Origin of the sequence: Enterococcus sp. DIV1315a, assembly GCF_051712325.1 — a bacterium.
In the GTDB taxonomy this organism is placed as follows: domain Bacteria; phylum Bacillota; class Bacilli; order Lactobacillales; family Enterococcaceae; genus Enterococcus; species Enterococcus faecalis.
Genome location: NZ_JBIOOS010000001.1, coordinates 550,348 through 573,747 on the forward strand (window position 1 = coordinate 550,348; position 23,400 = coordinate 573,747).

General features: G+C 37.1%; 19 protein-coding genes and 3 other annotated features (1 of these 22 only partly in view). Of the genes, 12 read left to right on the forward strand and 7 right to left on the reverse strand.

Annotated features, from left to right (window positions below):
• Positions 1–211 (forward strand) — a binding site (T-box leader); it begins 22 nt to the left of the window's first position.
• 120 nt (positions 212–331) lie between these two features.
• Positions 332–2,746 carry a leucine--tRNA ligase gene (gene leuS / locus IGJ03_RS02675; RefSeq protein WP_425135883.1) on the forward strand — a complete coding sequence of 805 codons (2,415 nt, stop codon included), beginning with the start codon at positions 332–334 and terminating at the stop codon, positions 2,744–2,746.
• A gap of 54 nt (positions 2,747–2,800) precedes the next feature.
• Here leuS and IGJ03_RS02680 read toward each other — a convergent pair whose 3' ends face one another.
• Both IGJ03_RS02680 and IGJ03_RS02685 read right to left on the reverse strand, forming a co-directional pair.
• A complete protein-coding gene (locus IGJ03_RS02680; RefSeq protein ID WP_002390916.1) occupies positions 2,801–3,025 on the reverse strand; it encodes a DUF3955 domain-containing protein in 225 nt (74 codons plus the stop codon).
• Between the two features lie 96 nt (positions 3,026–3,121).
• Positions 3,122–3,565 carry a hypothetical protein gene (locus tag IGJ03_RS02685; RefSeq protein WP_002355676.1) on the reverse strand — a complete coding sequence of 148 codons (444 nt, stop codon included), beginning with the start codon at positions 3,563–3,565 and terminating at the stop codon, positions 3,122–3,124.
• A 247-nt stretch (positions 3,566–3,812) separates the two neighbouring features.
• Between IGJ03_RS02685 and IGJ03_RS02690 the strand changes: the two genes are divergently transcribed.
• Positions 3,813–5,033 (forward strand): Fic family protein, encoded by a 1,221-nt coding sequence (locus IGJ03_RS02690; protein WP_002376018.1) that lies wholly within the window; start codon positions 3,813–3,815, stop codon positions 5,031–5,033.
• A 55-nt stretch (positions 5,034–5,088) separates the two neighbouring features.
• Here the strand turns inward: IGJ03_RS02690 and IGJ03_RS02695 are convergent, their stop codons facing one another.
• The 3 genes from IGJ03_RS02695 to IGJ03_RS02705 are packed head-to-tail and all read right to left on the reverse strand — an operon-like array spanning position 5,089 to position 7,213.
• A complete protein-coding gene (locus IGJ03_RS02695) occupies positions 5,089–5,910 on the reverse strand; it encodes an amino acid ABC transporter substrate-binding protein (protein WP_002368082.1) in 822 nt (273 codons plus the stop codon).
• A 10-nt stretch (positions 5,911–5,920) separates the two neighbouring features.
• Positions 5,921–6,556, reverse strand: coding sequence for an ATP-binding cassette domain-containing protein (locus IGJ03_RS02700; RefSeq protein WP_202255973.1), 636 nt, complete (start codon positions 6,554–6,556; stop codon positions 5,921–5,923).
• 12 nt (positions 6,557–6,568) lie between these two features.
• Positions 6,569–7,213 (reverse strand): amino acid ABC transporter permease, encoded by a 645-nt coding sequence (locus IGJ03_RS02705; protein ID WP_002383057.1) that lies wholly within the window; start codon positions 7,211–7,213, stop codon positions 6,569–6,571.
• Positions 7,214–7,266: 53 nt separating this feature from the next.
• Positions 7,267–7,509, reverse strand: a binding site (T-box leader).
• Between the two features lie 156 nt (positions 7,510–7,665).
• Positions 7,666–7,898 (reverse strand) — a binding site (T-box leader).
• A 147-nt stretch (positions 7,899–8,045) separates the two neighbouring features.
• Between IGJ03_RS02705 and IGJ03_RS02710 the strand changes: the two genes are divergently transcribed.
• The 6 genes from IGJ03_RS02710 (at position 8,046) to IGJ03_RS02735 (ending at position 16,261) form a co-directional block, all read left to right on the forward strand.
• Complete coding sequence (locus IGJ03_RS02710; protein ID WP_429861501.1) at positions 8,046–9,677, forward strand: peptide ABC transporter substrate-binding protein; 1,632 nt, start codon at positions 8,046–8,048, stop codon at positions 9,675–9,677.
• A gap of 106 nt (positions 9,678–9,783) precedes the next feature.
• Positions 9,784–10,032, forward strand: a complete 249-nt coding sequence (locus IGJ03_RS02715) for a GlsB/YeaQ/YmgE family stress response membrane protein (protein WP_002355684.1) — start codon at positions 9,784–9,786, stop codon at positions 10,030–10,032.
• A 379-nt stretch (positions 10,033–10,411) separates the two neighbouring features.
• A complete protein-coding gene (locus tag IGJ03_RS02720; RefSeq protein ID WP_429861502.1) occupies positions 10,412–12,151 on the forward strand; it encodes a DUF2264 domain-containing protein in 1,740 nt (579 codons plus the stop codon).
• A gap of 3 nt (positions 12,152–12,154) precedes the next feature.
• Positions 12,155–12,982 (forward strand): hypothetical protein, encoded by an 828-nt coding sequence (locus IGJ03_RS02725; RefSeq protein ID WP_010819256.1) that lies wholly within the window; start codon positions 12,155–12,157, stop codon positions 12,980–12,982.
• Between the two features lie 324 nt (positions 12,983–13,306).
• Positions 13,307–14,470, forward strand: a complete 1,164-nt coding sequence (locus IGJ03_RS02730; protein ID WP_425135881.1) for a glycoside hydrolase family 88 protein — start codon at positions 13,307–13,309, stop codon at positions 14,468–14,470.
• 12 nt (positions 14,471–14,482) lie between these two features.
• The gene (locus IGJ03_RS02735; RefSeq protein ID WP_425135905.1) at positions 14,483–16,261 is read left to right on the forward strand and encodes a glycoside hydrolase family 35 protein; all 1,779 of its coding nucleotides are present in this window, start codon (positions 14,483–14,485) and stop codon (positions 16,259–16,261) included.
• Positions 16,262–16,285: 24 nt separating this feature from the next.
• On the opposite strand, the gene IGJ03_RS02740 is transcribed toward IGJ03_RS02735, so the two are convergent.
• Positions 16,286–16,993, reverse strand: coding sequence for a GntR family transcriptional regulator (locus IGJ03_RS02740; RefSeq protein WP_002366233.1), 708 nt, complete (start codon positions 16,991–16,993; stop codon positions 16,286–16,288).
• A gap of 260 nt (positions 16,994–17,253) precedes the next feature.
• Between IGJ03_RS02740 and IGJ03_RS02745 the strand changes: the two genes are divergently transcribed.
• The 4 genes from IGJ03_RS02745 to IGJ03_RS02760 all read left to right on the forward strand — a co-directional run bounded on the left by IGJ03_RS02745 (position 17,254) and on the right by IGJ03_RS02760 (position 22,909).
• Positions 17,254–18,147 (forward strand): PTS mannose/fructose/sorbose transporter subunit IIAB, encoded by an 894-nt coding sequence (locus tag IGJ03_RS02745; RefSeq protein WP_002383065.1) that lies wholly within the window; start codon positions 17,254–17,256, stop codon positions 18,145–18,147.
• 48 nt (positions 18,148–18,195) lie between these two features.
• Positions 18,196–18,987: a PTS mannose/fructose/sorbose/N-acetylgalactosamine transporter subunit IIC gene (locus tag IGJ03_RS02750; protein WP_078122520.1), complete on the forward strand. Its 792-nt coding sequence runs from the start codon at positions 18,196–18,198 to the stop codon at positions 18,985–18,987.
• Positions 18,980–19,780: a PTS system mannose/fructose/sorbose family transporter subunit IID gene (locus IGJ03_RS02755; protein WP_002383066.1), complete on the forward strand. Its 801-nt coding sequence runs from the start codon at positions 18,980–18,982 to the stop codon at positions 19,778–19,780. The genes IGJ03_RS02750 and IGJ03_RS02755 overlap by 8 nt, the downstream gene beginning before the upstream one ends.
• A 114-nt stretch (positions 19,781–19,894) precedes the next feature.
• A complete protein-coding gene (locus tag IGJ03_RS02760) occupies positions 19,895–22,909 on the forward strand; it encodes a polysaccharide lyase 8 family protein (protein ID WP_375804762.1) in 3,015 nt (1,004 codons plus the stop codon).
• Between the two features lie 68 nt (positions 22,910–22,977).
• Here IGJ03_RS02760 and IGJ03_RS02765 read toward each other — a convergent pair whose 3' ends face one another.
• The gene (locus tag IGJ03_RS02765) at positions 22,978–23,301 is read right to left on the reverse strand and encodes a DUF960 domain-containing protein (protein WP_002355697.1); all 324 of its coding nucleotides are present in this window, start codon (positions 23,299–23,301) and stop codon (positions 22,978–22,980) included.
• Positions 23,302–23,400 lie beyond the last annotated feature (99 nt).

The window sequence follows — 23,400 nt, forward strand, 5'->3', positions numbered from 1 at the left end:
GTAGAAAGAACCATGTGATAGAGAGCGTATGGCTGGTGGAAATACGTACAGAAGCTTTTGAACTCGCCTTTAAGTTACTTTTTTGAACAAACCAAGTAGGAAAAGTCGGTGACGACCGTTAAGACGTTTGAGGTTAAGGTGACGGTGACTGACCGTTTCTTTGACGAATTTAGGTGGTACCACGTTGCATTTGTATGTTCACGTCCTATAGGGATTTTTCCTATAGGACTTTTTTTTATCACTAAGTGGCTAGTTTAAGTCAGAATAGTGACGATGGCTGCAGGTGGCAAATTTTAAGAATGAAAAATTTTATATTACTAGGAGGAATAACATGAGCTACAATCACAAAGAGATTGAGAAAAAATGGCAAAAATATTGGGCTAAGAACAATTGTTTCAATACATTGGACGACCCAAATAAAGAAAAATTTTATGCACTAGATATGTTTCCCTATCCATCTGGACAAGGCTTACACGTAGGTCACCCGGAAGGCTATACAGCAACCGATATTCTTTCACGTATGAAACGTGCGCAAGGCTATAATGTTTTGCATCCAATGGGCTGGGATGCGTTTGGTTTGCCAGCAGAGCAATATGCGTTAGATACAGGAAATGACCCAGCTGAATTTACTAAGAAAAATATCGAAACATTCCGTCGCCAAATTAATTCATTAGGATTCAGCTATGATTGGAATCGCGAAATTAATACCACTGATCCCGAATATTACAAATGGACACAATGGATATTTACAAAATTATATGAAAAAGGGTTAGCTTATGAAGCAGAAGTTGCGGTTAACTGGGTACCTGAACTAGGAACTGTTATTTCAAATGAAGAAGTCATTGATGGAAAAAGTGAACGTGGCGGTTATGATGTGGTTCGCCGACCAATGCGTCAATGGATGCTGAAAATTACTGCTTATGCAGATCGCTTATTAGAAGATTTAGAGCTTGTTGATTGGCCAGAAAGTATTAAAGATATGCAACGAAATTGGATTGGACGTTCTGAAGGAGCCAATGTGACCTTTAAAGTCGCTGGCACAGAAGAAAGTTTCACGGTGTTTACAACCCGTCCTGATACCTTGTTTGGTGCAACCTATACTGTTCTAGCTCCTGAACTAGAACTAGTGAAAAAAATTACGACACCTGAACAAACAGCAGCTGTAGAAACATATATTGAAGAAACCTCAAAAAAATCTGATTTAAATAGAACGGATTTAGCAAAAGAAAAAACAGGTGTTTTCACAGGTGCGTATGCGATAAATCCAGTCAATGGCCAAGAAATTCCAATTTGGATTGGCGATTATGTTTTAGCAAGCTATGGCACAGGCGCAATCATGGCGGTCCCAGCGCATGATGAACGGGATTACGAATTTGCGAAAACATTTGGCATTGATATCCTACCAGTAATCGCAGGTGGCGACATTACAACAGAAGCCTATACAGGTGATGGACCGCATATCAATTCTGATTTCTTAAATGGATTAAACAAAGCAGAAGCCATCGCTAAAATGAATGAGTGGCTAGAAGAAAATCACGTAGGGAAAAAAGAAGTATCTTATCGTTTACGTGACTGGTTATTCTCTCGTCAACGCTACTGGGGTGAACCAATTCCTGTGATCCATTGGGAAGATGGAACAACCACAACGGTTCCTGAATCTGAGTTACCTCTACGTTTACCAGTAACATCGGATATTCGCCCAAGTGGAACTGGGGAATCGCCATTAGCAAACATTGATGAATGGGTCAATGTCGTCGACCCTGAAACTGGCATGAAGGGAAAACGTGAAACGAATACTATGCCACAATGGGCTGGAAGCTCTTGGTATTACTTACGATTCATTGATCCTCATAATAAAAATGAAATTGCTGATTTTGAAAAATTAAAACGTTGGTTACCAGTTGATATCTATATTGGTGGTGCCGAACATGCGGTGTTGCATTTACTTTATGCTCGTTTTTGGCATAAATTCTTATATGATATTGGTGTGGTTCCTACCAAAGAACCTTTCCAAAAATTATACAACCAAGGTATGATTTTAGGAGAAAACAACGAAAAAATGTCTAAATCACGTGGCAATGTTGTAAATCCCGATGATGTGGTGGCTAAATATGGTGCGGATACGTTACGTCTTTATGAAATGTTCATGGGCCCATTAGATGCTTCCATTGCTTGGAATGAAAATGGATTAGAAGGAAGTCGTAAATTCTTAGATCGCGTTTGGCGTCTGATTGTTGATGAAGAAGGCAAAATGCGTGACCGAATTACCACAATTAATGATGGCCGTTTAACGAAAGTTTATCATCAAACGGTTAAAAAAGTGACAGAAGATATGGCAAACTTGCACTTTAATACAGCGATTTCTCAATTAATGGTTTTTGTGAATGAAGCCAATAAAGTGGATGCCTTACCTTATGAATATGTGGAAGGATTTGTCCAATTACTTGCGCCAATCGCGCCACATATTGGTGAAGAACTATGGCAAATTTTAGGTAACGAGGAAAGTTTAACTTATGTCCCTTGGCCAACCTATGATGAAGCGGCCTTGGTAGAAGATGAAGTGGAAGTAGTTTTCCAAGTGAACGGAAAATTACGTGGCAAACAAAATGTCGCTCGTGGGTTAAGCAAAGAAGAATTAGAAAAAATTGCAATGAACCATGAAGTTGTTAAAGAATTTATTGAAGGAAAAACAGTGCGCAAAGTGATTGCTGTTCCAGATAAATTAGTAAATATTGTTGCAAATTAAGTTATATATTTTTATTAAAAAAAGAGCCGGACGTATCAAAACGTCAGGCTCTTTTTAAGGTTGTTTTGTTTTACCTTTTTGATTCATATGTTCTTTACATGTGATTGTTATAACCGAAAGCAAGGCGATGAAGAGAAAAAAGTAACCGAGCGGCGTACAGAAAAAGGCGGGTTCTTTTAAAAGTCCATCGCTAGATAATGTTGATCCAACTAAAATAGAGGTCATAAATAATAAAAGACTAATCAAGCCAAGAAATAAGCTAATACGATATTTTTTCAACTTCAGTTCCTCCTTCAATGAACTATCACTAAGATAAATCAAAAAGGTTAACTTTTTTTTAGGCAACTGTTAAAACTTAGATAAGAAATCTATTTTCTAAGTTTGTCGTTGTTGGTAATTGGTTAAGATCATACGTGAAAAGGGACCGACAATCAGCAATTGATAAGGAAGGGCAACAATAAAGTTCAGACCCCAAGCTTGGAAATACGCACTTAGTGACAACGTCTGGCCTTCCATTAATAAGCCAAATAAAGACATACAAGTCACCATGCCGATAATCATGAGACTCGAAATGGTCAGAATAAGTAATAGCCGTTTTTCTTTATTAAAGGGTAAAGAAAAAGCGATTTTCTTAGCTAAGACACCAACGATGAAAACGTCTAAAATAAAAGCAACGATAAATCCAGGAAGCAAACCTTTTGATAAGGCGTACAATGAAAATTCTCCATGCAATAATAAATTATAGGTGCTCATTCCGAAAACCATCAGAAAGCACATTAACGTAGTAAAAAGCATTCCTTCTTTTTTATTAGTAGGCATTTTTTTCTCCTTTCATTTATTGAGAGTAATGATTGTTCTAGGCAGAAAAGGACAAATTCTCTCGACTTTTACTAGTGTAGCAAAAATAAAAGTTCTTCATAAGTTAGAATTTGCTAAATTTTCTATGTAAATTTAAAATTATAAAATAGTTGAATTTTGTAATTTTGAATGTTAAATTTAAGTGAAAGGTATTCTAAATTACAAAAAAACGTTTTTTTGTAATTTAGAATAAGAAAAGAGGGGTATAATGACATATAAATTACTAAAAGTAGATTTTTATAAAAATAGAGATTCTTTTGAAAAGAAATATCAAGAACGTTTAAATTTTGATTCTACTTTACAAACTAAGTTATTTATCCACCCATTTGACAAAGAAGAACGGAAAACAAAAGAAACCTATGAGTTATTCTACGTTCCTTTACTTCAACACAGCGTATTACAAGAAAAAATTATGAAAAATTCTCAAGAAATAATGAGATATATACACAAATTACCAAAAATTGTACAAAAAAATATCTTTTTTTATCAATTGATTGAAGAGATACAAAGTACGAATGAAATTGAAGGGGTTAAAAGTTCAAGAAAAGATATTAGCAAAGTTTTACACAAATTAAATGCTAATTCAACTGAAAGATTTCAGGGCATTGTAAACATGTATAAAGGTATTGTGACTGATAAAATGCTAAAAATAGAAACATTAGGTCAATTTAGAGAAATCTATGATGAACTCTTTAAAGCTGATATCCAAGAAGAAGACTATCCAGATGGTTTATTATTTAGGAAATCTGTTGTGTATATCAGTGATAAAGACAAAGTTGTTCATCAAGGTAGTTCCAACGAAGAAAGTATTATAGCTGATCTAGAAAAACTTATCCTTTTTATGAATCAATCAGCACTACCAAGCTTACTTAAATGTTGTATCAGTCATTACTATTTTGAGTATATTCATCCCTTCTATGATGGGAATGGACGAATGGGCCGTTTTTTGATGTCTAACTATCTCTCTAGAAAATTGGATCCACTGACAGGATTGACTGTTTCCAATGCCGTAATCCATAATAAGAGAAAATATGAAAAAGCTTTTTCCGAAGTCACAAATCCAAGAAATAGAGGAGAAGTAACTCTTTTTGTTCAGACGATGTATGAATTTATCTTATTAGGACAAACGGAAATTTTAGAAGAGCTGAGAACATGGACTAATCAGTTGAAAAGAGCCACGCAATGGTTAAAACATTCAGAGTTACCTGAAGATGAATGCAGTGTTCTGTTTTTATTAATTCAAGCACATATGTTTAGAAATGGCACCGAAAGTGTGTCGATTAAAGAGATTCAAGAAAATCAAAACTGGTCCTACGGAAAAGTTAAGCGAATAACGGAAACATTAGAAAAACAAGCGTACATTCAAGTTCAAGGGAAGAAACCGAAAACGTATCGAATCACTCAACAATTTGAAGAAACAATTGGATAAAAAAATCCTGAATCTCTTGATTTTGAGAGTTTCAGGATTTTTTAGTGGTCAACTTTTAATGATTTGTAACATCCTCTCCAAACCATTTTTGAGAAATTTTACTAAGGGTGCCATCTTTTCGTAACGTTTCAAAGGCAGTATTGATTTTTTGGACTAATTGATTGTCTGATTTGCGGACGCCCACAGCAAAATCTTCATTGTCATAGCCGACATGAGAAATAGTATAGTTTTTTAAATTATCTTCGTGGGAAAGATAGTAGTTGGCGTAGACGCGATCAATTAGGAGCCCATCAATTCGGCCAGATTTTAAATCTAAGAAAGCTTCATTAAAGCCGTCATATAAAATAGGCGTTTGGTCTTTAACAAATTTTTTCAAAACGTCAGGCTGACTTTCGAAGCCATCATAGCCAGAAGAGCCGTTTTGAACCCCTAAAATTTTGCCTTGCATGTCGCTCGCTGTTGCAATGTTTTTTTCTTTTAAAGAAACAAGTACTTGGTCGTTCGTCATGTAAGGTTGTGTGAATTGAACTTTTTCGGCCCGCTCGCTCGTTTTAGTGTAGCCGTTCCAAATAAGATCAATGGTTTGATTTTGTAATTCTGTTTCTTTCATGGACCAATCAATCGGTTGGAAGTCAACGGAAATGCCATAAAGTTTAAAAACCGCTTTGGCTAAGTCGACATCAAAGCCGACAATTTTGCCTGATTTATCTTGAAAACCCATGGGCACAAAGGAGTCATCTAAGCCAATAATAATCCGTTTTTCTTCGTTAATCCGTGTCCATTGATCTTCGTTGCTTTTTCTTTTACCACAACCTGCAAATAGGAGTAAACTACAACAGATAACCAGCAAGGCTAAAGAATATTTCTTTTTCATCATAAACTCCTTTCTATTGGACGGGGGCAACCGTCAAAAGATTGTCTGCAATTTTTTCAGCGAAAGCCATATCGTGGGTCACGACAATCTGTGTCATGCCTTGTTTCCGTAAATCTAAAATAACTTCTTCCACTTGTTGACGTAAAGCTGGATCTAGCGCGCTCGTTGGTTCATCGTACCCAAGAACTTTTGGCTTCATTGCTAAGGCACGAGCAAGTGCAACTCGTTGTTTTTGTCCACCGGAAAGTTGATATGGATAGAGTTTTTCTTTACCAGCCAAGCCCAATTTTTCCAGTAATTCTAAAGCTTCTTGCTGACTTTTTGATTTTTCTTCTTTTAGTACTAATGTAGGTGCTAAGGTAATGTTTTCTAAAACTGATAAGTGAGGGAAAAGTTGGAAGTCCTGGAAAACGACCCCAACCACTTGATCGGCATTGTCCATTTCAGCAGGATTGAAAGGAACACCATCCAACAAAAGCTCACCAGAATCAATGGTTTCTAAACCAGCCAAACAACGAAGTAAAGTGGTTTTTCCGCCGCCTGAAGGACCAACAATCGTTAAAATTTTTCCTTCTGGAATTTCTAAATTTAAGTGATCAATAATGGTCCGGTTATCAAAATGTTTGGTTAAATTTTTAATAGTTAACATGGTAGAGTCCTCCTATTTATAATATTGATAGAATTTTTCAATTTTCTTAGAAGCAACAGTCAAAATTGCCGTAAAGAGTAAATAAATCACTCCCACTAAAGCTAATGGCACTAATGTAACATCGCGGCTCATCGCAATTTTACCAGCACGTAAAAGATCGCCTAAGCCAAGAACATAAATAAGAGAAGTATCTTTGACCAAATTGATAATTTCATTTCCTACGGAAGGCAGCACGATTTTAACAACTTGTGGCAAAATAATTCGCGTGACTGTTTGAAAACGTGTTAAACGTAAAACCTTGGCAGCTTCATATTGACCTTGGGGAATTGCTTGAATTCCCCCGCGGAAAATTTCAGCAAAGTACGCAGCATAATTTAAAATAAATGCGAATAAGGCCGCATCGTAACGTTCAAAGACAATACCAATTAATGGTAAGCCGTAAAAAACAAAAATTAATTGTAACAATAGCGGAGTGCCGCGCATTAACCAAATGTAGAGGTTAATTAAGTAACGTAAAGGTTTAAACGAACTTTGTAAAATAAAGGCAATGATAATCCCCAGTGGAATCGAGCCAAGGAGCGTAAAGAAAAAGACTTTCAGCGTCATGCCAGCTCCGCTAACTAAAGCAGGTAAAATTTCTAAAATATAATCCATCATTTTTTCCTCCAACAATTTTTATTAAAAAACAAAAAAGCCTCTTGGCTGTGAGCCAAGAGGACGAATCGCATTCGTGGTGCCACCTCAATTTACTTATCTTTCACAAGATAAGCCTTATGTAGTTGCGTTGACAACTACTCTCTGTTAACGATAGAGTCACCGGTTTTTCTTACTAAAGGATTCAGAAAAACATCTTTTAGGTGTGAGTAAAGAAGAATCCATCTTTTTCTTTCAGCCAATGAAAAAGTCTCTGTAAAGGAAGAGCTAAATTACTATGTCCTAAGCCTTGATTTGTAAGTATGAAATTGTTCGAACGGAACAGAAAACCTGTTGCTTTTCTAGATTATCCCATTAAGCATATGGAAAAGAGGACAACAGACTTGAGCAGTTGAGGCACTCTCTCAGATTGAAAAGTGCATCTAAAAAAACAAAAAAGTCCTTTGGCTGACTAGCCAAAGGACGAATAATCAATTATCGTGGTTCCACCTTAGTTTATTCGTGTTTCGCAACACGAACCTTATGAAGTTCATAACTTCGCCTGTTAACGAGTGGTCCCGGACTTTCCTACTAAGGGTTCAAAAAGTCAACTCCCAGATGTGGTTCGCTGTTTCTTTACGTCTTTTTCCACCAACCAAAGACTCTCTTCACTAAAGGAAACAGTTACTCTTCTGTTCTCTGTTTTTCAATACTGTACCACCAGAAAAAATATCTGTCAACTCTTATTCTTAAAAAAATATTTTTCTTTCAAAAAGTAAGTGCTGAAAAAGGACAAATGTATGGAAAATCATGTAAAATGTAAGTAAGTTGTTTGAACAGAAGGAGGAGTTTTGGTATGAAACAGAAAAAGTGGTTAATCGGACTTGTTGCACTGGGCTTGGTTTTAGCAGCATGTGGAAGTGGCGGTTCGAAAACGACCTCGAATGAAACAGCCACACAGAAAATTAACGTCGCATCTGGTGGTGAACTCTCGACATTAGACAGCGCTCATTATACAGATGTCTATAGTTCCGATATGATTGGTCAAGTAGTTGAAGGCTTGTATCGACAAGATAAAAACGGAGATCCTGAGCTAGCTATGGCTAAAGCAGAGCCACAAGTTAGTGAAGACGGGTTAGTCTATACATTCAAGTTACGAGAAGCAAAATGGACAAACGGGGATCCAGTTAAAGCAGGGGATTTTGTAGTTGCGTTTAGAAACGTGGTCGATCCAGCGTATGGTTCAAGTAGCAGTAATCAAATGGATATTTTTAAAAATGGGCGTGCGGTGCGGGAAGGACAAGCCACGATGGAAGAATTTGGTGTCAAAGCAATCGATGACCAGACACTAGAACTAACATTGGAAAATCCAATTCCTTATTTAGCCCAAGTCTTAGTTGGAACACCTTTTATGCCTAAAAATGAAGCCTTTGCCAAAGAAAAAGGTACTGCCTATGGGACTTCTGCAGATAATTTTGTTGGCAATGGACCATTTGTAATTTCAGGTTGGGATGGCAATTCCGAAACTTGGAAATTGAAGAAGAATGATCATTATTGGGATAAAGAACACGTAAAATTGAATGAAATTGATATTCAAGTAGTGAAAGAAATTGGCACAGGAGCCAATCTTTTTGATAATGGCGACTTAGATTACACTGTTTTAGCAGATACTTATGCACTTCAGTATAAAGAGTCAAAACAAGCGCATTTTGTACCTAAAGCCATGGTGGGTTATTTAAGCCCAAATCATCGCCGTGAAATTACCGGCAACGAGCATGTTCGAAAAGCTTTTTTACAAGCGATTGACAAAGAAACTTTTGCAAAAGAAATTTTAGGAGATGGCTCGACAGCTTTAAATGGTTTTGTACCAGCTAATTTTGCAAAAAATCCAGACACAGGTGAAGATTTCCGTAAAGAAAATGGTGATTTATTGCCATATAATATTAAAGAAGCCCAAGCTAACTGGAACAAAGCGAAAGAAGAGTTGGGCAAAGATAAAATTGAATTGGAACTAATCTCAGCGGACTCAGCGATTGCCAAGAAAACCATTGAATTTGTTCAAGGGCAATTGCAACAAAATTTACCAGGTTTAACAATCAAATTAAAATCACTGCCTTTGCAAAATCGTTTGGATTTACAAACAGCAGGTAATTACGATTTAGCCTTTGGAACATGGACACCTGACTATGCTGATCCCATTAATTTTTTAGAATTTTATGACTCAAAAAGTGGCTTAAATACTTCTGGTTATAACGATTCAGCGTATGATGCGGGTCTCCAAAAAGTTAGAAAAGATTACGCCAATGAACCTGAAAAACGCTGGAATGAATTACTAAGTTTAGAAAAAACATTAATTGAAAAAGATGCCGGTGTTTTACCCTTATTCCAAGGAGCCATTGGTTACTTGAAATCAGATCGCTTACAAGGTTTGCAAGTATTTTCTTTTGGTCGCACAGTATCCTATCGTTTAGCTTATGTAGAAGAATAAATTGACTTCTGAAAAGTCCTATCTTTTGAAAAAGTCTGCTTTCTGTTTTATCCTTAAAGTAGGAAAATTAACTAAAAAAATCAACTATGAAAGGTAGGTTTTTCAAATGTTTAGCTTTCTATGGGCATTAATTGTCGGAGGAATTATTGGCGCAATTGCTGGCGCAATTTTAGGAAAAGACGTGCCAGGTGGCATTATTGGAAATATTATCGTGGGCTTTTTAGGAAGTTGGGTAGCATCACTCTTGTTGCCTTCTTTAGGACCAGTCATCGGCGGCTTTCCAATTATCTCAGCGTTGCTAGGAGCGATTATCTGTATCGCAATTTACTCTTTTATTGTAAACCGCAAGGCGTAAAATTGTATCAAAATGATATCTTGAAAAGCATCATAAAACTTGTGAAGGTTAATCAGACCATTACTTTTGATGTCTTTTCTCTCATATTTTAAGTCTATGACAAAAATCTCTTTAGATTTTTGTCATAGACTCTTTTTTTTTTAAAATATTTATTATGAGAATTTCCTGCGTTAGACTGCATATTTTTCATTTATTATTCATTTTTGATAAAGGAGGTTTTGTTGGATAAAGTGAATAGCTCAAGGCTCAACAAAAATAAAGAAAAAATTAATATGTTAAGTTTTGGGAAGGTAAAATGCTGCTCTCATAATACGCCGTTTTATTCATTAAACGATAGTTGAAAAAAATAAGTGCCCTTGTTATTCTTTGAATTAAACTAATGGGGGCGAAAAGCATGGAATCGTTAAAAAGTAATCTTTTTTTGACCAGAGAAGCATATTTGGAAGCTTTTGAAACAATCATGACACCTTTAAAAACAGCTATTTTAACATCAGAAAAACCTGGCGTAAATTTTGGGTCCAGTGGTGCTGTCTATGATCAGCAACATGCTGAAATGGAAGCGCTCATTCGACCATTATGGGGAATTGGACCGTATTGGGTTGCTTGTAAAGATGATGTTTTAAGAGATGCTTATGTGGAAAAATTAATCGCAGGAACTGATCCGTCATCCCCAGACTATTGGGGCGATATTGTTGATTATGATCAATATATTGTGGAAGCAGCAGCATTATCTTTAACTTTATTGCTTCATAAGACATATTTTTGGTCCTGTTTTTCTGAGAAACAGCAAGAAAATATCATGGTTTGGTTAAATAAGGCACTTGGTTGTAAAATTCCTAAAAATAATTGGACGTTTTTCAAAGTGCTCATTCGTTTGGCACTCGAGGGATGTGGACAAGTGATTAACCAAACGGAACTAGAGGAAGAATTGGCGTTGATTGAACGCATGTATTTAGGTGATGGTTGGTATATGGATGGTAAAACTACGCAAAGAGATTATTATATTTCGTTTGCTTTTCATTATTATAGTTTGATTTATGTCAAATTTATGCGAGAAAGAGATCCTATTCGTGCGAAACGTTTTACAGAACGAGCCGTTATGTTCGCGCAGGACTATCTGTACTATTTTGATGAGGAGGGCGAAGCGTTACCTTACGGACGTAGTCAAACGTATCGGTTTGCTCAAGGAGCGTTTTTCGCAGCTTTGATATTTGCAGAAGTAGAGGCGTTACCTTGGGGACAAATAAAAACGCTGTTAGCAAAACATTTACACTGTTGGATGCAACAGACTATTTTCACTTATGATGGTCGGTTGTCCATTGGCTATCATTACGAAAATTTAGTAATGGCAGAAGGCTATAACGCACCAGGCTCTCCGTATTGGGCTTTTAAAACATTTTTGTTGCTCGCAGTGGATCAAGACCATCCGTTTTGGCGTGCTGAACCGCTGACGATAAAACGAGAAGAAAAGCGTTTGATAGAAAAGGGAAACATGTTATTAATCCATCCTAAAATGAAAACGCATGTCCTCGGCTATTCTGCAGGACTATGGCTTGAAAATCAAGCGCATGCTGCGGCTAAATATAGTAAATTTGTCTATTCTAGCCGCTTTGGTTTTAGCGTTCCCAAAGCTGGCGCGTGTTATGAGGAGGGAGCTTTTGATAACGTATTGGCTGTTTCTCGTGATGGTGAATATTTTCGTGTTAAAGGGAAAGTTCATGATTTTTATTTAACAGAGGAGCAAGTTTATTATAAATGGCTACCTTTTCAAGAAGTAGAAATTGAAACAACCATTTATCCTTTTGGAGAATGGCATGTTAGAGTACATGAAATAGTGACATCGGTTCCATTAAAAGTGCGCGAAGGAGGATTCAGTCTACCGTTACTTAGAAAATTTTCAGAAAAAGAACTTGGTAAAGAGTGGGCTAGAGTCGATTCAGGAGAATTGTGTTCGCAAATAGTTGCAATTGAAGGGTATGACCACGCAGGTATTCTTCAACCTGAACCCAATACATCGTTGTTTTTCCCAAGAACAAGTTTACCTTATTTGCAAAAAGAGCTACCAATAGGAACGCATCGCCTGATTTGTTTGGTAGGTGGTGTGACAAGGGAGGAATAAAAAATGATAAAAATCGAATTGAAAAATAAAGACAATCAGATTATTACTGGCCGAATCGATCACGAGAAGCCAGAAGCGCCATTCGTGGCGGAGGGAGACACGTTAGCGGTATTAGCAATTAAACAGTACCTTTATCAAGTTGGCGATAAAATTGTAGTGACTTATACAGGGGCTACCCCTTATTTGATGGTTCAATTAGATGAAACTTTGGCTCCTTCATTGATTTATCTAAAAGAAAAAGTTTGGGAATATCAAATTCCATTAGAAGAATCTGCTCGAAAAGCTTTTGTTGATACGGCCTTTCATTCAGCAAGGCACCAAATAATGGTTCGACAAGCGCACACGTTTGAAAAAGACAATTATCAAAATCTTTCTATGAATACACATGACCAAAAAGAATATTCAGGAGCCTATCCTCATGCGTATGCAAACGTTGAAACGAGAGACGATGCTGTTTTCTTTGCGAAAAATGCTATTGATTCTAAGTTTGGTAACCTTTCTCATGGCTCGTATCCATTTGCTTCTTGGGGAATTAACCAACAAAAGGAGGCACAGTTAACGATTGACTTTGGCAGACCTGTAGAAACGGACTGGATCCGCTTGCTATTTCGGGCGGATTACCCACATGATAGCTATTGGGAGGAAGTCACTTTAGCCTTTTCAGATGGAGAGGAACGAGTAGTTGCCACAACGAATACCGCCTGTTTTCAAGAAATAAAGTTCCCAATGAAAACAACACAAACTTTGACATTAAAATGCTTACGAAAAGCGCTGGACTCTTCTCCATTTCCAGCGTTGACCCAAATTGAAGTATTCGGTCGGAATAAATAACAAGAGGTCGGGACAGAACCGTTTAGCTCCGAGAAATAAGAAGAAATTTCCGAAAATTGATCTTTGATTTTTGGAGACCAAGTAGGTATTGTTCATCATCGAATCACTACGTTCTTCGTGATTCTCAACAATTTCGGCTTATTTCCGAAGGAGTTGGTTCTGTTCCCGCCGTTTATCAGTTTTTGAGCGTGGAGCAAAAATCCAAAGTGATTTTTGTCCCACGCTCTTGTTTTTAAGAGAAATAATCAAGAAAGGTCGCTTTTTATTTTCTTTTACGTTATAATACAATAAGTTAATATGTTAACAAGTTAAGGAGTGGTGGAGATGTGTAGTCAAGAAAATAAACAAAGACTGATCTCTCTAGGAGAAAATGTCACAGATGAATGGATTCAAACGCAATTAAATGAATGCGTTTCAAAAATTGCTAAAAATATGCAGCGTTTCGGAACACAGTTTCCTTCAGCTTGTGCTACGAATGGTCGATATCGTCTCAAAGCTAACGATGATTGGACCAATGGCTTTTGGACAGGCATGCTTTGGCTGGCATATGAGTGGTCTCACCAAGAAAAATTTCGTTTACTGGCAATGGAAAATATTGACAGCTTTCAACAACGATTAGAGGAGCATTTTGTTTTGGACCACCATGACATTGGTTTTTTATATAGTCTATCGGCGGGTGCTGGGTATAAAATTACCGGTGATGAGCGCTGTAAACAAGAAGTGCTAGCTGCCGCTGAAGTATTGTCAGCACGATTCCAAGAAAATGGCTCCTTCATTCAAGCGTGGGGCCATTATGGTGATCCCAAAGAATATCGATTAATTATCGACTCATTAATGAATTTACCGCTTTTATTTGAAGCAACTAAATTATCTGGAAATAGGGTTTATGAGGAAATTGCCTCACGTCACTATCATACGTTAATGAAAACGGTGATTAAATCCGATGCGACAACTTATCATACCTATTATTTTCATCCAGAAACAGGCAAACCAAAACATGGAGCTACGCATCAAGGACATAGTGATACTTCCATTTGGGCACGAGGCCAAAGTTGGGCAATTTTAGGGATTCCCCTAAACGAAACATTTCTCCATTCCCAACGATTTCCGGAAATTTATCCACAAATAGTGGAGGTTTTTCTAGCTCATTTGCCAGCAGATTTAATTCCCTATTGGGATTTTGATTTTAATGACCAAATGCCATCTGACAAAGATAGCTCGGCACTGGCAATTGCGGCATGTGGTTTATTGGAAGCAGACAAACTACAGGCTTTTCCTCAAGCGAAAGAGCTTGCCAAAGGAATGATTTATCAATTAGGAGAATATTATCGTACGCAAAATGATTCCGAAAATGAAGGACTGCTACTCCATGGTGTTTACGCACATGCAGAAGGAAAAGGGATTGATGAACCCAACTTATGGGGCGATTATTTTTACATGGAAGCCTTAATGCGTTTAGCAAAACCATCATGGCAAAGATACTGGTAAAGGGGAAAAATGATGCAAACGTTTGAGATTAAAGAAGACTTTTTATTAAATGGACAACCAATAAAAATTATTAGCGGGGCGATTCATTACTTTCGAATGACACCTAGACAATGGGAAGATAGCCTCTATAATCTGAAAGCTTTAGGGGCTAATACAGTAGAAACCTACATTCCTTGGAATATTCATGAACCAGAGGAAGGCGTATACGATTTTGAAGGAATGAAAAACATTGAAGCATTTGTCCGCTTGGCAGAAAAACTGAATTTACTAGTTATTCTGCGTCCTTCGGCTTATATTTGTGCAGAATGGGAGTTTGGTGGCTTACCCGCATGGCTTTTGAAAGAAAAAGGTGTGCGATTACGTTCGACAGATCCTATTTTTATGACTAAAGTTCGTAACTATTTTCAAGTATTACTGCCTAAACTAGCACCACTGCAGATAACACAAGGTGGACCAGTGATCATGATGCAGGTTGAAAATGAATATGGGTCCTATGGCATGGAGAAAGCGTACTTGCGACAAACCAAGCAGATAATGGAAGAACTGGGGATTGAGGTTCCTCTTTTTACATCTGATGGCGCTTGGGAAGAGGTTTTGGATGCGGGGACGTTAATTGAAGAGGATGTTTTTGTGACAGGAAATTTTGGTAGTCATTCGAAAGAAAATGCTGCCGTTTTGAGAAAATTTATGACTCGTCATGGTAAAAAATGGCCGTTGATGTGCATGGAATACTGGGATGGGTGGTTCAATCGTTGGGGCGAACCAGTGATTCAGCGAGAAGGTACCGACTTGGCGAAGGAAGTAAAAGATATGCTGGCAGTGGGTTCTTTAAATCTCTATATGTTTCATGGAGGAACAAATTTCGGCTTTTATAACGGGTGTTCGGCGCGAGGTGCAAAAGATTTACCTCAAGTCACTAGCTATGATTATGATGCTTTATTAACAGAAGCAGGAGAACCAACAGAAAAATATTATGCCGTTCAAAAAGCAATTAAAGAAGTATGTCCAGAAGTTTGGCAAGCACAACCACGCACGAAAAAACTGGGGAATTTAGGAAGCTTTCCAGTAACTGCTAGCGTATCCTTATTCGCAGTAAAAGATCAAATGATGACACCGAAGACCACCGCGTATCCATTAAGTATGGAAGAAGCTGGCTCAGGCTATGGCTACTTGCTTTATTCGTTTGATTTAAAAAATTATCATCATGAAAATAAACTAAAAGTGGTCGAGGCCAGTGATCGTTTACACATTTATGTAGATGGAGATTTAGCTGCTACCCAATATCAAGAGACAGTGGGAGAAGAGCTACTGATTTCAGGGCAAACTGAAAAAGACACACTTGCGTTAGATATCTTAGTGGAAAATTTAGGTCGCGTTAATTATGGCTTTAAATTAAATAATCCGACACAAAGTAAAGGAATTCGAGGTGGAGTGATGCAAGACATTCATTTTCATCAAGGCTATCAACACTATCCCTTAACTTTTTCACAAGAGCAATTAGCCAAGATTGATTACACAGCTGGAAAAAATCCTTTGCAGCCTTCATTTTATCAAGTAACATTTGAATTAGAACAGCTAGCAGACACGTATATTGACTGTCGAGGCTACGGCAAAGGATTCGTTGTGGTCAATGGCCATCATCTAGGTCGTTATTGGGAAATAGGACCCATTCATTCGCTGTATTGTCCCAAAGAATTTTTACAGCAAGGACAAAATGAAGTAGTAATTTTTGAAACAGAGGGAATTGACATTGATTACTTGAAATTTACGAATCAAGTAATCATAGAATAAAAAAATAGAAGTAGAAGCTGAAATTTATTCGGCTTCTACTTCTATTTTGGTTTTGAAATATTTCCAATGTTTATAACTAATAATATATTCAGCAACACTACCATCTGCGAGATAGGAATGTTTAACTTGTTTAACAGCGGGTTCACGAAAACTTAATTGAAGTAAATTCAATAACTCAGCATCTTCGGGAAAGACAATTTCATTTGTTTCTACAGAAGCCAACGAGAAGAGGTCTACTGAAAAATCTTTACGGACTCGTTCATACACACTTGCATAAGCTGTGAGGTCCTTTGAGAGCGGCTCTTTAACAAGCTTTTTGGGAAGATGTGTGATATGTACGAGAAAGGGTGTATCTTCAGAATAGCGTACACGCTTGATTCTATAATAAGAAGCGTTAGCTGGTAAGCCTAATTCCTTTAAAATTTCGGCTTGATTTTCTTCTTCAATTGAAAGGACTTTAACTTTTTCAGAGTCTAAAGAATGCAACTCGATATCAGAAAATTTTACATTTTGAGAAACTTTTGATTTCGAAACAAAGGTCCCTTTTCCTTGGATACGATACAAGTAACCTGCACTGGTCAACTCATTCAGTGCTTTGACAGCTGTGATAGAGCTAACAGCATATTTTCGTTTAATATCGGCTTCAGAATAAAATTTATCACCAGGAATAAAGGTATGATTTTTTATTTCACGTAAAAGGTCTTGTTTAATTTGTTCATATTTAGGTAACATGCGATTGCCTCCATTCTAGTAATCGAATGAATTAAGCATAACATGTTAACTAGCCTTTAGCAAACACTTTGAAAAAGAGGAAAGACAATTTTTATTTAAAGAATTCAAAAAAATAAATTCAATATATTAAGATATTAGGTTTACGGATAACTTAGTATGTGTTATAGTAAGTTCGTAGAGAACATAACATGTTAAGTAGGGTCACCTACATCTAGGGAGGGAAATTCGTGGAAAACATTGTACTAATTAGTCATGGTAGCATGGCTGAAGGCGTCAAAGTTAGCTTAGAAATGATCGTTGGTCGGCAAGAACACGTGCATACAGTCTCATTACGACCAGATAGTGACAATCTTCAATTTGAGAAAGAGCTAAATGAAAAAATGAAAGCCCTTAACGGTACGACACTGATTATTGCTGATTTACTAGGAGGAACGCCATGTAACGTGGCAACTAAGAATTATTTGAACGTTGACGGAGTGGAAATTATTGCAGGGATGACACTCTCTGTTGTGATTGAAGCAGTGGTTAATCAACAGGCTTCGATTAAAGAATTAGTTTGTTTAGCACAAGAAAATATTGTTGATGTAAAGGCTGGAATGAATCAAGCAGAACAAGAGATTTCAGAAGCCAGTAAAGAAAAAGAGTTAAGTAACTATAGTCAATATGCTGGAAAAGAAAATATTGTAAACACACGGATTGATGAACGGTTAATTCATGGACAAGTAGCGGGAATTTGGTCGACAAGTCTTAGTACACAGCGAATAATTGTAGCCAATGATGAGGCGGCTACAGATCCTTTACAAAAATCATCTTTGAGAATGGCAGCGCCTTCTTCGATGCGTTTATCTGTTCTTGGAGTAGAAGCTGCCGCTAAAAATATTCAATCAGGAAAATATGGTAAACAGCGTTTATTTTTATTATTTAAAAATCCGAAAGATGTGCTCCGCTTTATCGAAGCGCAAGGACCTATCAAAACTGTAAATGTTGGGAATATGAGTTACAAAGAAGGAGCACGCGAAGTAACAAAAAGTATTCAAGTTTTACCAGAAGAAGAACAAATTTTTGAAACAATCGCTTCAAAAGGCGTCACTGTGACAGCCCAATTAGTTCCAAACGATCCAGTCGTTGATTTTATGAAAAAATTACGCGGCTAAAACTGTCAGACTAAGAAAGAATATTTTTAAATTTAGGAGGAAATTTCAATGCATTTAGCAGCGTATCAAATTATTTTAATTACTATTTATGCGTTTATTGCTATTAATGACTCACTTATTTCAAATACGTTGACGCAACCAGCTATTGCTGGAATGATTTCTGGAATGATTATGGGAGATTTAAAAACTGGTTTAATGGTTGGCGGCACTCTTCAATTAATGCGTTTAGGAATTGCTGCTTTTGGTGGAGCATCGGTACCTGATTATTTCACAGGGGCTGTTTTAGGAACCGCTTTCGCTGTAATCTCTGGAAAAGGAGCGGAGTATGGTATTGGCTTAGCTGTTCCTGTTTCTCTGTTGATGTTGCAACTAGATGTAGTGGCCCGTTTTTGTAATGTCTTTTTACTTCATAGTGTCGATAAAGCGATTGATAAGATGCAAGTAAAACGGATTCCACGCTTAGTTTTATCTGGTTCTGTTCTATGGGGACTGTCTCGTGCCATTCCGATTTTATTAATGTTATTAGCGGGGGATGCTGTAGTAACAACGATTACCGATAACATGCCAGAATGGCTAATGACGGGCTTAAAAACAGCTGGAGGGGTATTACCTGTTGTCGGTGTAGGAATTTTATTACGTTACTTGCCAACGAAGCAATATATCCCCTATTTACTATTAGGCTTTTTCTTAGCGGCTTATTTAAAAGTTCCAATGTTAGGTGTTTCGATAGTTGGGATGGTAGCAGCGATGCTTGTATTTAAACGTGATGGGGCAAAAAGCACGACGCAATCAACAACAGGAAATGGTGATTTTGAAGGAGGATATGACGGCGATGAGTAAGCATAAACTGACAAAAAAAGAATTAAATGCAATTAGCTGGCGTTATATTTTAGGAAGCCAATTAAACTGGAACTATGAACGTATGATGAGTTCAGGATATTTATACGGCATCTTACCTGTTTTAAAAAAATTCTATGGTCATGATGAAGCACAATTTCAAGATATGATGCGCACACACAATCAATTTTTTAACACCAATGCTATTTTTGGGAATTTAATTATGGGGATTGATGTTGCGATTGAAGAGCAAGATGGCTATAAAGCGAAAGAAACAATTATTGCGCTAAAAACAGCTCTGATGGGTTCTTTGGCAGGCGTTGGAGACTCTTTATTCCACGTTATTTGGGGGACGATTTTTGGCTCTGTTGCAGGGACACTGGCTCAAAATGGTTCGGTGGTTGGCTGTGTTATTTGGATTATTGCAAATATTGCACTATTGTTTGGTCGGGCCGCGCTCTTACCACTTGGTTATAAGCAAGGGGTCAAACTAGTGACGACCTTAAAAGACAAGTTATCTGCCTTTACGAATGCAGCAACTGTTCTTGGTGTGACTGTGATTGGTGCCTTAATTCCTTCAGTTATCAAGGCGACAGTTCCTTTTGTTTATAAAAAGAACGGGGTCGAATTAGTTATTCAAGATACGTTAGATGCGATTTTGCCTTCCTTAGTTCCAATCTTACTTGTTCTTTTAACTTATTGGATGTTAGGTCAAAAGAAACTAAATTCCACACGAGTGATTTGGATTATTTTAATTTTATCGATTGTTTTGAGTGCCTTTGGTATTTTGGCGTAAAAAGTATATTAAGTGATTTTCAGAGAGTCGGAGAGTGTAGAAAGTATTTTTCTTCACTCTTTTTCTCTGATTTGTATGTAAGCGTTTTACGATAATTTTTTAGGAGGAGAAAGAATGAAAAACAGGAAAATATGGGTAATGCTGGTCGGACTGTTTACTGCTTTGACGAGTGGATTTATGGGAACCACCCTTACCTTTGCAGAAGAAAACGAAGCGAGCCAAACGATTGAGCAACCCTCTTACATTTCAGATTTCCCCAATCAAGTTGGGCATTGGCAAGATTTGGTGGGAACAGCAGAAAAAAAGAATGATTCTGCTGGTTTATGGATCGCAAACACGAAGCAAGGGACAAACCTCGAATCTGTCTCTATCAATCTTGATGCACGCGAACAATCTTCAGGAGATCTTGAACTAACCTTTTTATATGAAGGACAAAGTAACTTCGGATTGGTTTTTCGCGGAGATAAACAAAAGACGAGTCAATGGCAATCTTTTGCTTATAATCGTGACGGCCGCTGGCAATTAGGACAACCAGGCGGTAAATGGCTAACTAATATTCCGGGGCCAACATTACTAAGTGGTCAACAATATAAACTGCTGGTTCGCTATGACGGAAAAAAAATTCAGACATTCCTGAATGATCAATTATTTTATGAAAATGAAGAGGTTCATTATCCTGATGGTACGTCCATTAATGATGACTGGACGGGCGCTGTAGGAATTAGACTATTTGGTAATCTATCAAAGCTGAATATCATTTCTATGAAAAGTGGCTCCGTTGGTAGCATTCCTGTTATCGATTCATCTGCAGAATACCGAGAATTAAAAGAAAAATGGCGAAATCAGCTTGTTTCCAAAGAATATGATTCAACTAACCAAGCGCTTGTAGACTACGTCCAAAAAATCTCCAATGAAGCAACAGAACTCGATCAAACGATGAATAAAGAGCCGAACCGCAGCTATTTATGGCCACTAGAGCCTGGCAATACGCCATCGGCTGATTTAACGACTCAATTTACCAAATTGCAAAAATTAGCGTTAGCCTATGGAACGAAGGGGAGTACGCTTTACCAAGATGATAAATTGGCAGCAACCATTATTGATGGCTTAGATTTTATGGTAACGCAAAAAGGATATGATGGGAAAAAGTACCACGGAAATTGGTGGGACTGGCAAATTGGTGTGCCACAGAAGTTTCTTAATATTCTAATGATTTTAGAGGATAAAGTTTCTCCGGAAAAGCAACAAATCTATACAAATGCGCTGAGCAGTTATGTCCCAGATCCGTTTAAACAGTTGTATACAAAACCACAAGGAACGTTTGTGGATTTAGCTTTTATCCCAAATTTTGTGACATCAGGAGCGAACCGAACGGACTTAGCTTTAACTGTTTTGGGGTTAGGAATTTTACAAAAGGATAGCGGGAAAATTAACCAAGCATCCAGTAGTATCGTCGATGTATTTAAATTAGTCACAAAAGGTGATGGTTTTTACCAAGATGGTTCTTTTATCCAGCACAATAACATTCCTTATACAGGTTCGTATGGCAATGTTTTGGTGAAAGGGGTTGGACAAATTTTGGCCATTACAGCAGATTCATCTTTTCAAATGGATGCAACTCTTGTGACAGAATTTGTTGAAAATGTTGATCGTGCCTTTCTTCCTTTGATTTATAAAGGTGAAATGCTACCAACCGTGAATGGCCGTTCCATCTCAAGAGCCCCAGCAGTTGGAAAAACAGGCTATGGCTCAACTACCATGTATAATTTATTAATTGTGGCTAAATTTGCCCCTAATAATTATCAAAAGAAATTTCAAGAAGCCGTTAAATATTGGATGAAGGAGAACCCAGATTATTATTTGACGAATGCTCGTGATTTTAATGATTTACAGATGACTATGCAACTTTTAACTAATCCAGAAATTACGGGAGGGCAACTTCCTTTTACAGGCACGAAACTTTATGCTTCGATGGATCGATTTGTCCAACGCACACCTAATTATATGTTTGGGCTAGGCTTGTATTCAAAGCGCACTGCATCTTTTGAAGCAGGGAATAAAGAAAATAAACGTGGCTGGCACACTGGTGACGGAATGATGTACGTATATAATGATGACGAGGTTCAATTTAATTCCAGCTATTGGCCAACTGTAGATCCCTATCGACTACCAGGAACAACGGTAGATACCATTTCTTTGGCAGATGAAGTTTCAGCATTTACAACAATCACATCGAAAGAGCAATGGGTTGGTGGAGTAACGTCAGACAATCAGGCAGTAGTAGGGATGGCTCTTAATAAAGACGGGACCAAAAATAATGGGAAACTTTTACCTATGAACCTACAAGCTAAAAAATCTTGGTTTGTATTAAATGGGCAAATTATCGCATTAGGCGCAGGAATTAAAGGGGATACAGAAGCTTCGATTGAGACAGTTGTTGATAATCGTTTGTTAAATGATGCGTATCAGTATCAAGTGCTATCAAATATTGGGGAGATTCATGAGAAAAATGAAACGAGTAAAAAACAATGGTTATTACTAAAGTCGGATCATTCCAATGCTAATATGGGTTATTATTTTCCAGAAGAAACAACGGTAAATGTTAAAAGTGAAACTAGAAAAGGAACCTATAAAGCAATTAATGAAGCATTTCCAAGTGATAAAGAATATGTAGGTGATTATCGAACATTTACGATTCAACATGGTCAACACCCAACGAACGAGCATTATGCTTATGTAGTTTTACCAGGAATCGATGAAACTGATTTAAAAACATATGCTGCCAAAAAAACAGTAGAAGTTCTCTCAAATACAGAAGAAATTCAAGCAGTTAATCAAGAAGAAGAAGGCTATCTTGGGGTTAACATTTGGTCAGAAACTGGCGGTACAATAGCAGGGATTACCTCAAATAAAGCTATTTCTTTAATGAGAAAGACACAACAACACCAAAAAACGTATACTTTCTCTGATCCCACACAAACAACTAAGACACTGACTTTAAAAATACCAAAAGATTACAGCACAGTAATTAGTCAAAGTGACGGAATCACTTATGATGATGCAACAGAAACCTTTACTATTAATTTTGAAAATGCTGCAGGAAGTAGTAAACAAATTATTGTAGAATAACTAAAAGAAATTAAAGTAGCCTCAAATTCCAGTTTAATCGGAATTTGAGGCTACTTTGTTGAAATTATTTAAGATTCTAACATTTCTGCAGGTAATAAAATCGTTTCACGATGGCCATCATCAAAAGCAAAAATTCGCGACGGATATGCCGTAGAATAACTAAATGGTAAGTCGATGGCCATTTCTACTGAACTATTTTCTTGAGAAAAATGGACAGTCACTTTGCCATTATTGTTCAACAAATCAAAGTGAAGTAAGTCGTTTAAAGGGATAACCCCTTTTAGATTTAAGTCAATAATCAACCAAATACTATCAATTAAGCCACTAGGTAAGCTAGAAACAACACCTAATGAAGCATAGCGGCTACGGTCACTATCAAAACGTTCAAACATATGGATGACCTCCTTTTTGTTTACTTACTTTTAGTATACTGCAAATTTTAAAAAAAGAAATTGTTTCGTTTGAAAATATTGCGTAGATTAGCAAAAATT

Coding starts and splice junctions, on each gene's coding strand:
- IGJ03_RS02750 (WP_078122520.1), top strand. CDS start 18,196: ATGCATTTAGCAGCGTATCAAATTATTTTAATTACTATTTATGCGTTT.
- IGJ03_RS02720 (WP_429861502.1), top strand. CDS start 10,412: ATGGGGGCGAAAAGCATGGAATCGTTAAAAAGTAATCTTTTTTTGACC.
- IGJ03_RS02745 (WP_002383065.1), top strand. CDS start 17,254: ATGGCTGAAGGCGTCAAAGTTAGCTTAGAAATGATCGTTGGTCGGCAA.
- IGJ03_RS02755 (WP_002383066.1), top strand. CDS start 18,980: ATGAGTAAGCATAAACTGACAAAAAAAGAATTAAATGCAATTAGCTGG.
- IGJ03_RS02730 (WP_425135881.1), top strand. CDS start 13,307: ATGTGTAGTCAAGAAAATAAACAAAGACTGATCTCTCTAGGAGAAAAT.
- leuS (WP_425135883.1), top strand. CDS start 332: ATGAGCTACAATCACAAAGAGATTGAGAAAAAATGGCAAAAATATTGG.
- IGJ03_RS02710 (WP_429861501.1), top strand. CDS start 8,046: ATGAAACAGAAAAAGTGGTTAATCGGACTTGTTGCACTGGGCTTGGTT.
- IGJ03_RS02690 (WP_002376018.1), top strand. CDS start 3,813: ATGACATATAAATTACTAAAAGTAGATTTTTATAAAAATAGAGATTCT.
- IGJ03_RS02715 (WP_002355684.1), top strand. CDS start 9,784: ATGTTTAGCTTTCTATGGGCATTAATTGTCGGAGGAATTATTGGCGCA.
- IGJ03_RS02765 (WP_002355697.1), bottom strand. CDS start 23,301: ATGTTTGAACGTTTTGATAGTGACCGTAGCCGCTATGCTTCATTAGGT.
- IGJ03_RS02695 (WP_002368082.1), bottom strand. CDS start 5,910: ATGATGAAAAAGAAATATTCTTTAGCCTTGCTGGTTATCTGTTGTAGT.
- IGJ03_RS02760 (WP_375804762.1), top strand. CDS start 19,895: ATGAAAAACAGGAAAATATGGGTAATGCTGGTCGGACTGTTTACTGCT.
- IGJ03_RS02735 (WP_425135905.1), top strand. CDS start 14,483: ATGCAAACGTTTGAGATTAAAGAAGACTTTTTATTAAATGGACAACCA.
- IGJ03_RS02705 (WP_002383057.1), bottom strand. CDS start 7,213: ATGATGGATTATATTTTAGAAATTTTACCTGCTTTAGTTAGCGGAGCT.
- IGJ03_RS02700 (WP_202255973.1), bottom strand. CDS start 6,556: ATGTTAACTATTAAAAATTTAACCAAACATTTTGATAACCGGACCATT.
- IGJ03_RS02685 (WP_002355676.1), bottom strand. CDS start 3,565: ATGCCTACTAATAAAAAAGAAGGAATGCTTTTTACTACGTTAATGTGC.
- IGJ03_RS02740 (WP_002366233.1), bottom strand. CDS start 16,993: ATGTTACCTAAATATGAACAAATTAAACAAGACCTTTTACGTGAAATA.
- IGJ03_RS02725 (WP_010819256.1), top strand. CDS start 12,155: ATGATAAAAATCGAATTGAAAAATAAAGACAATCAGATTATTACTGGC.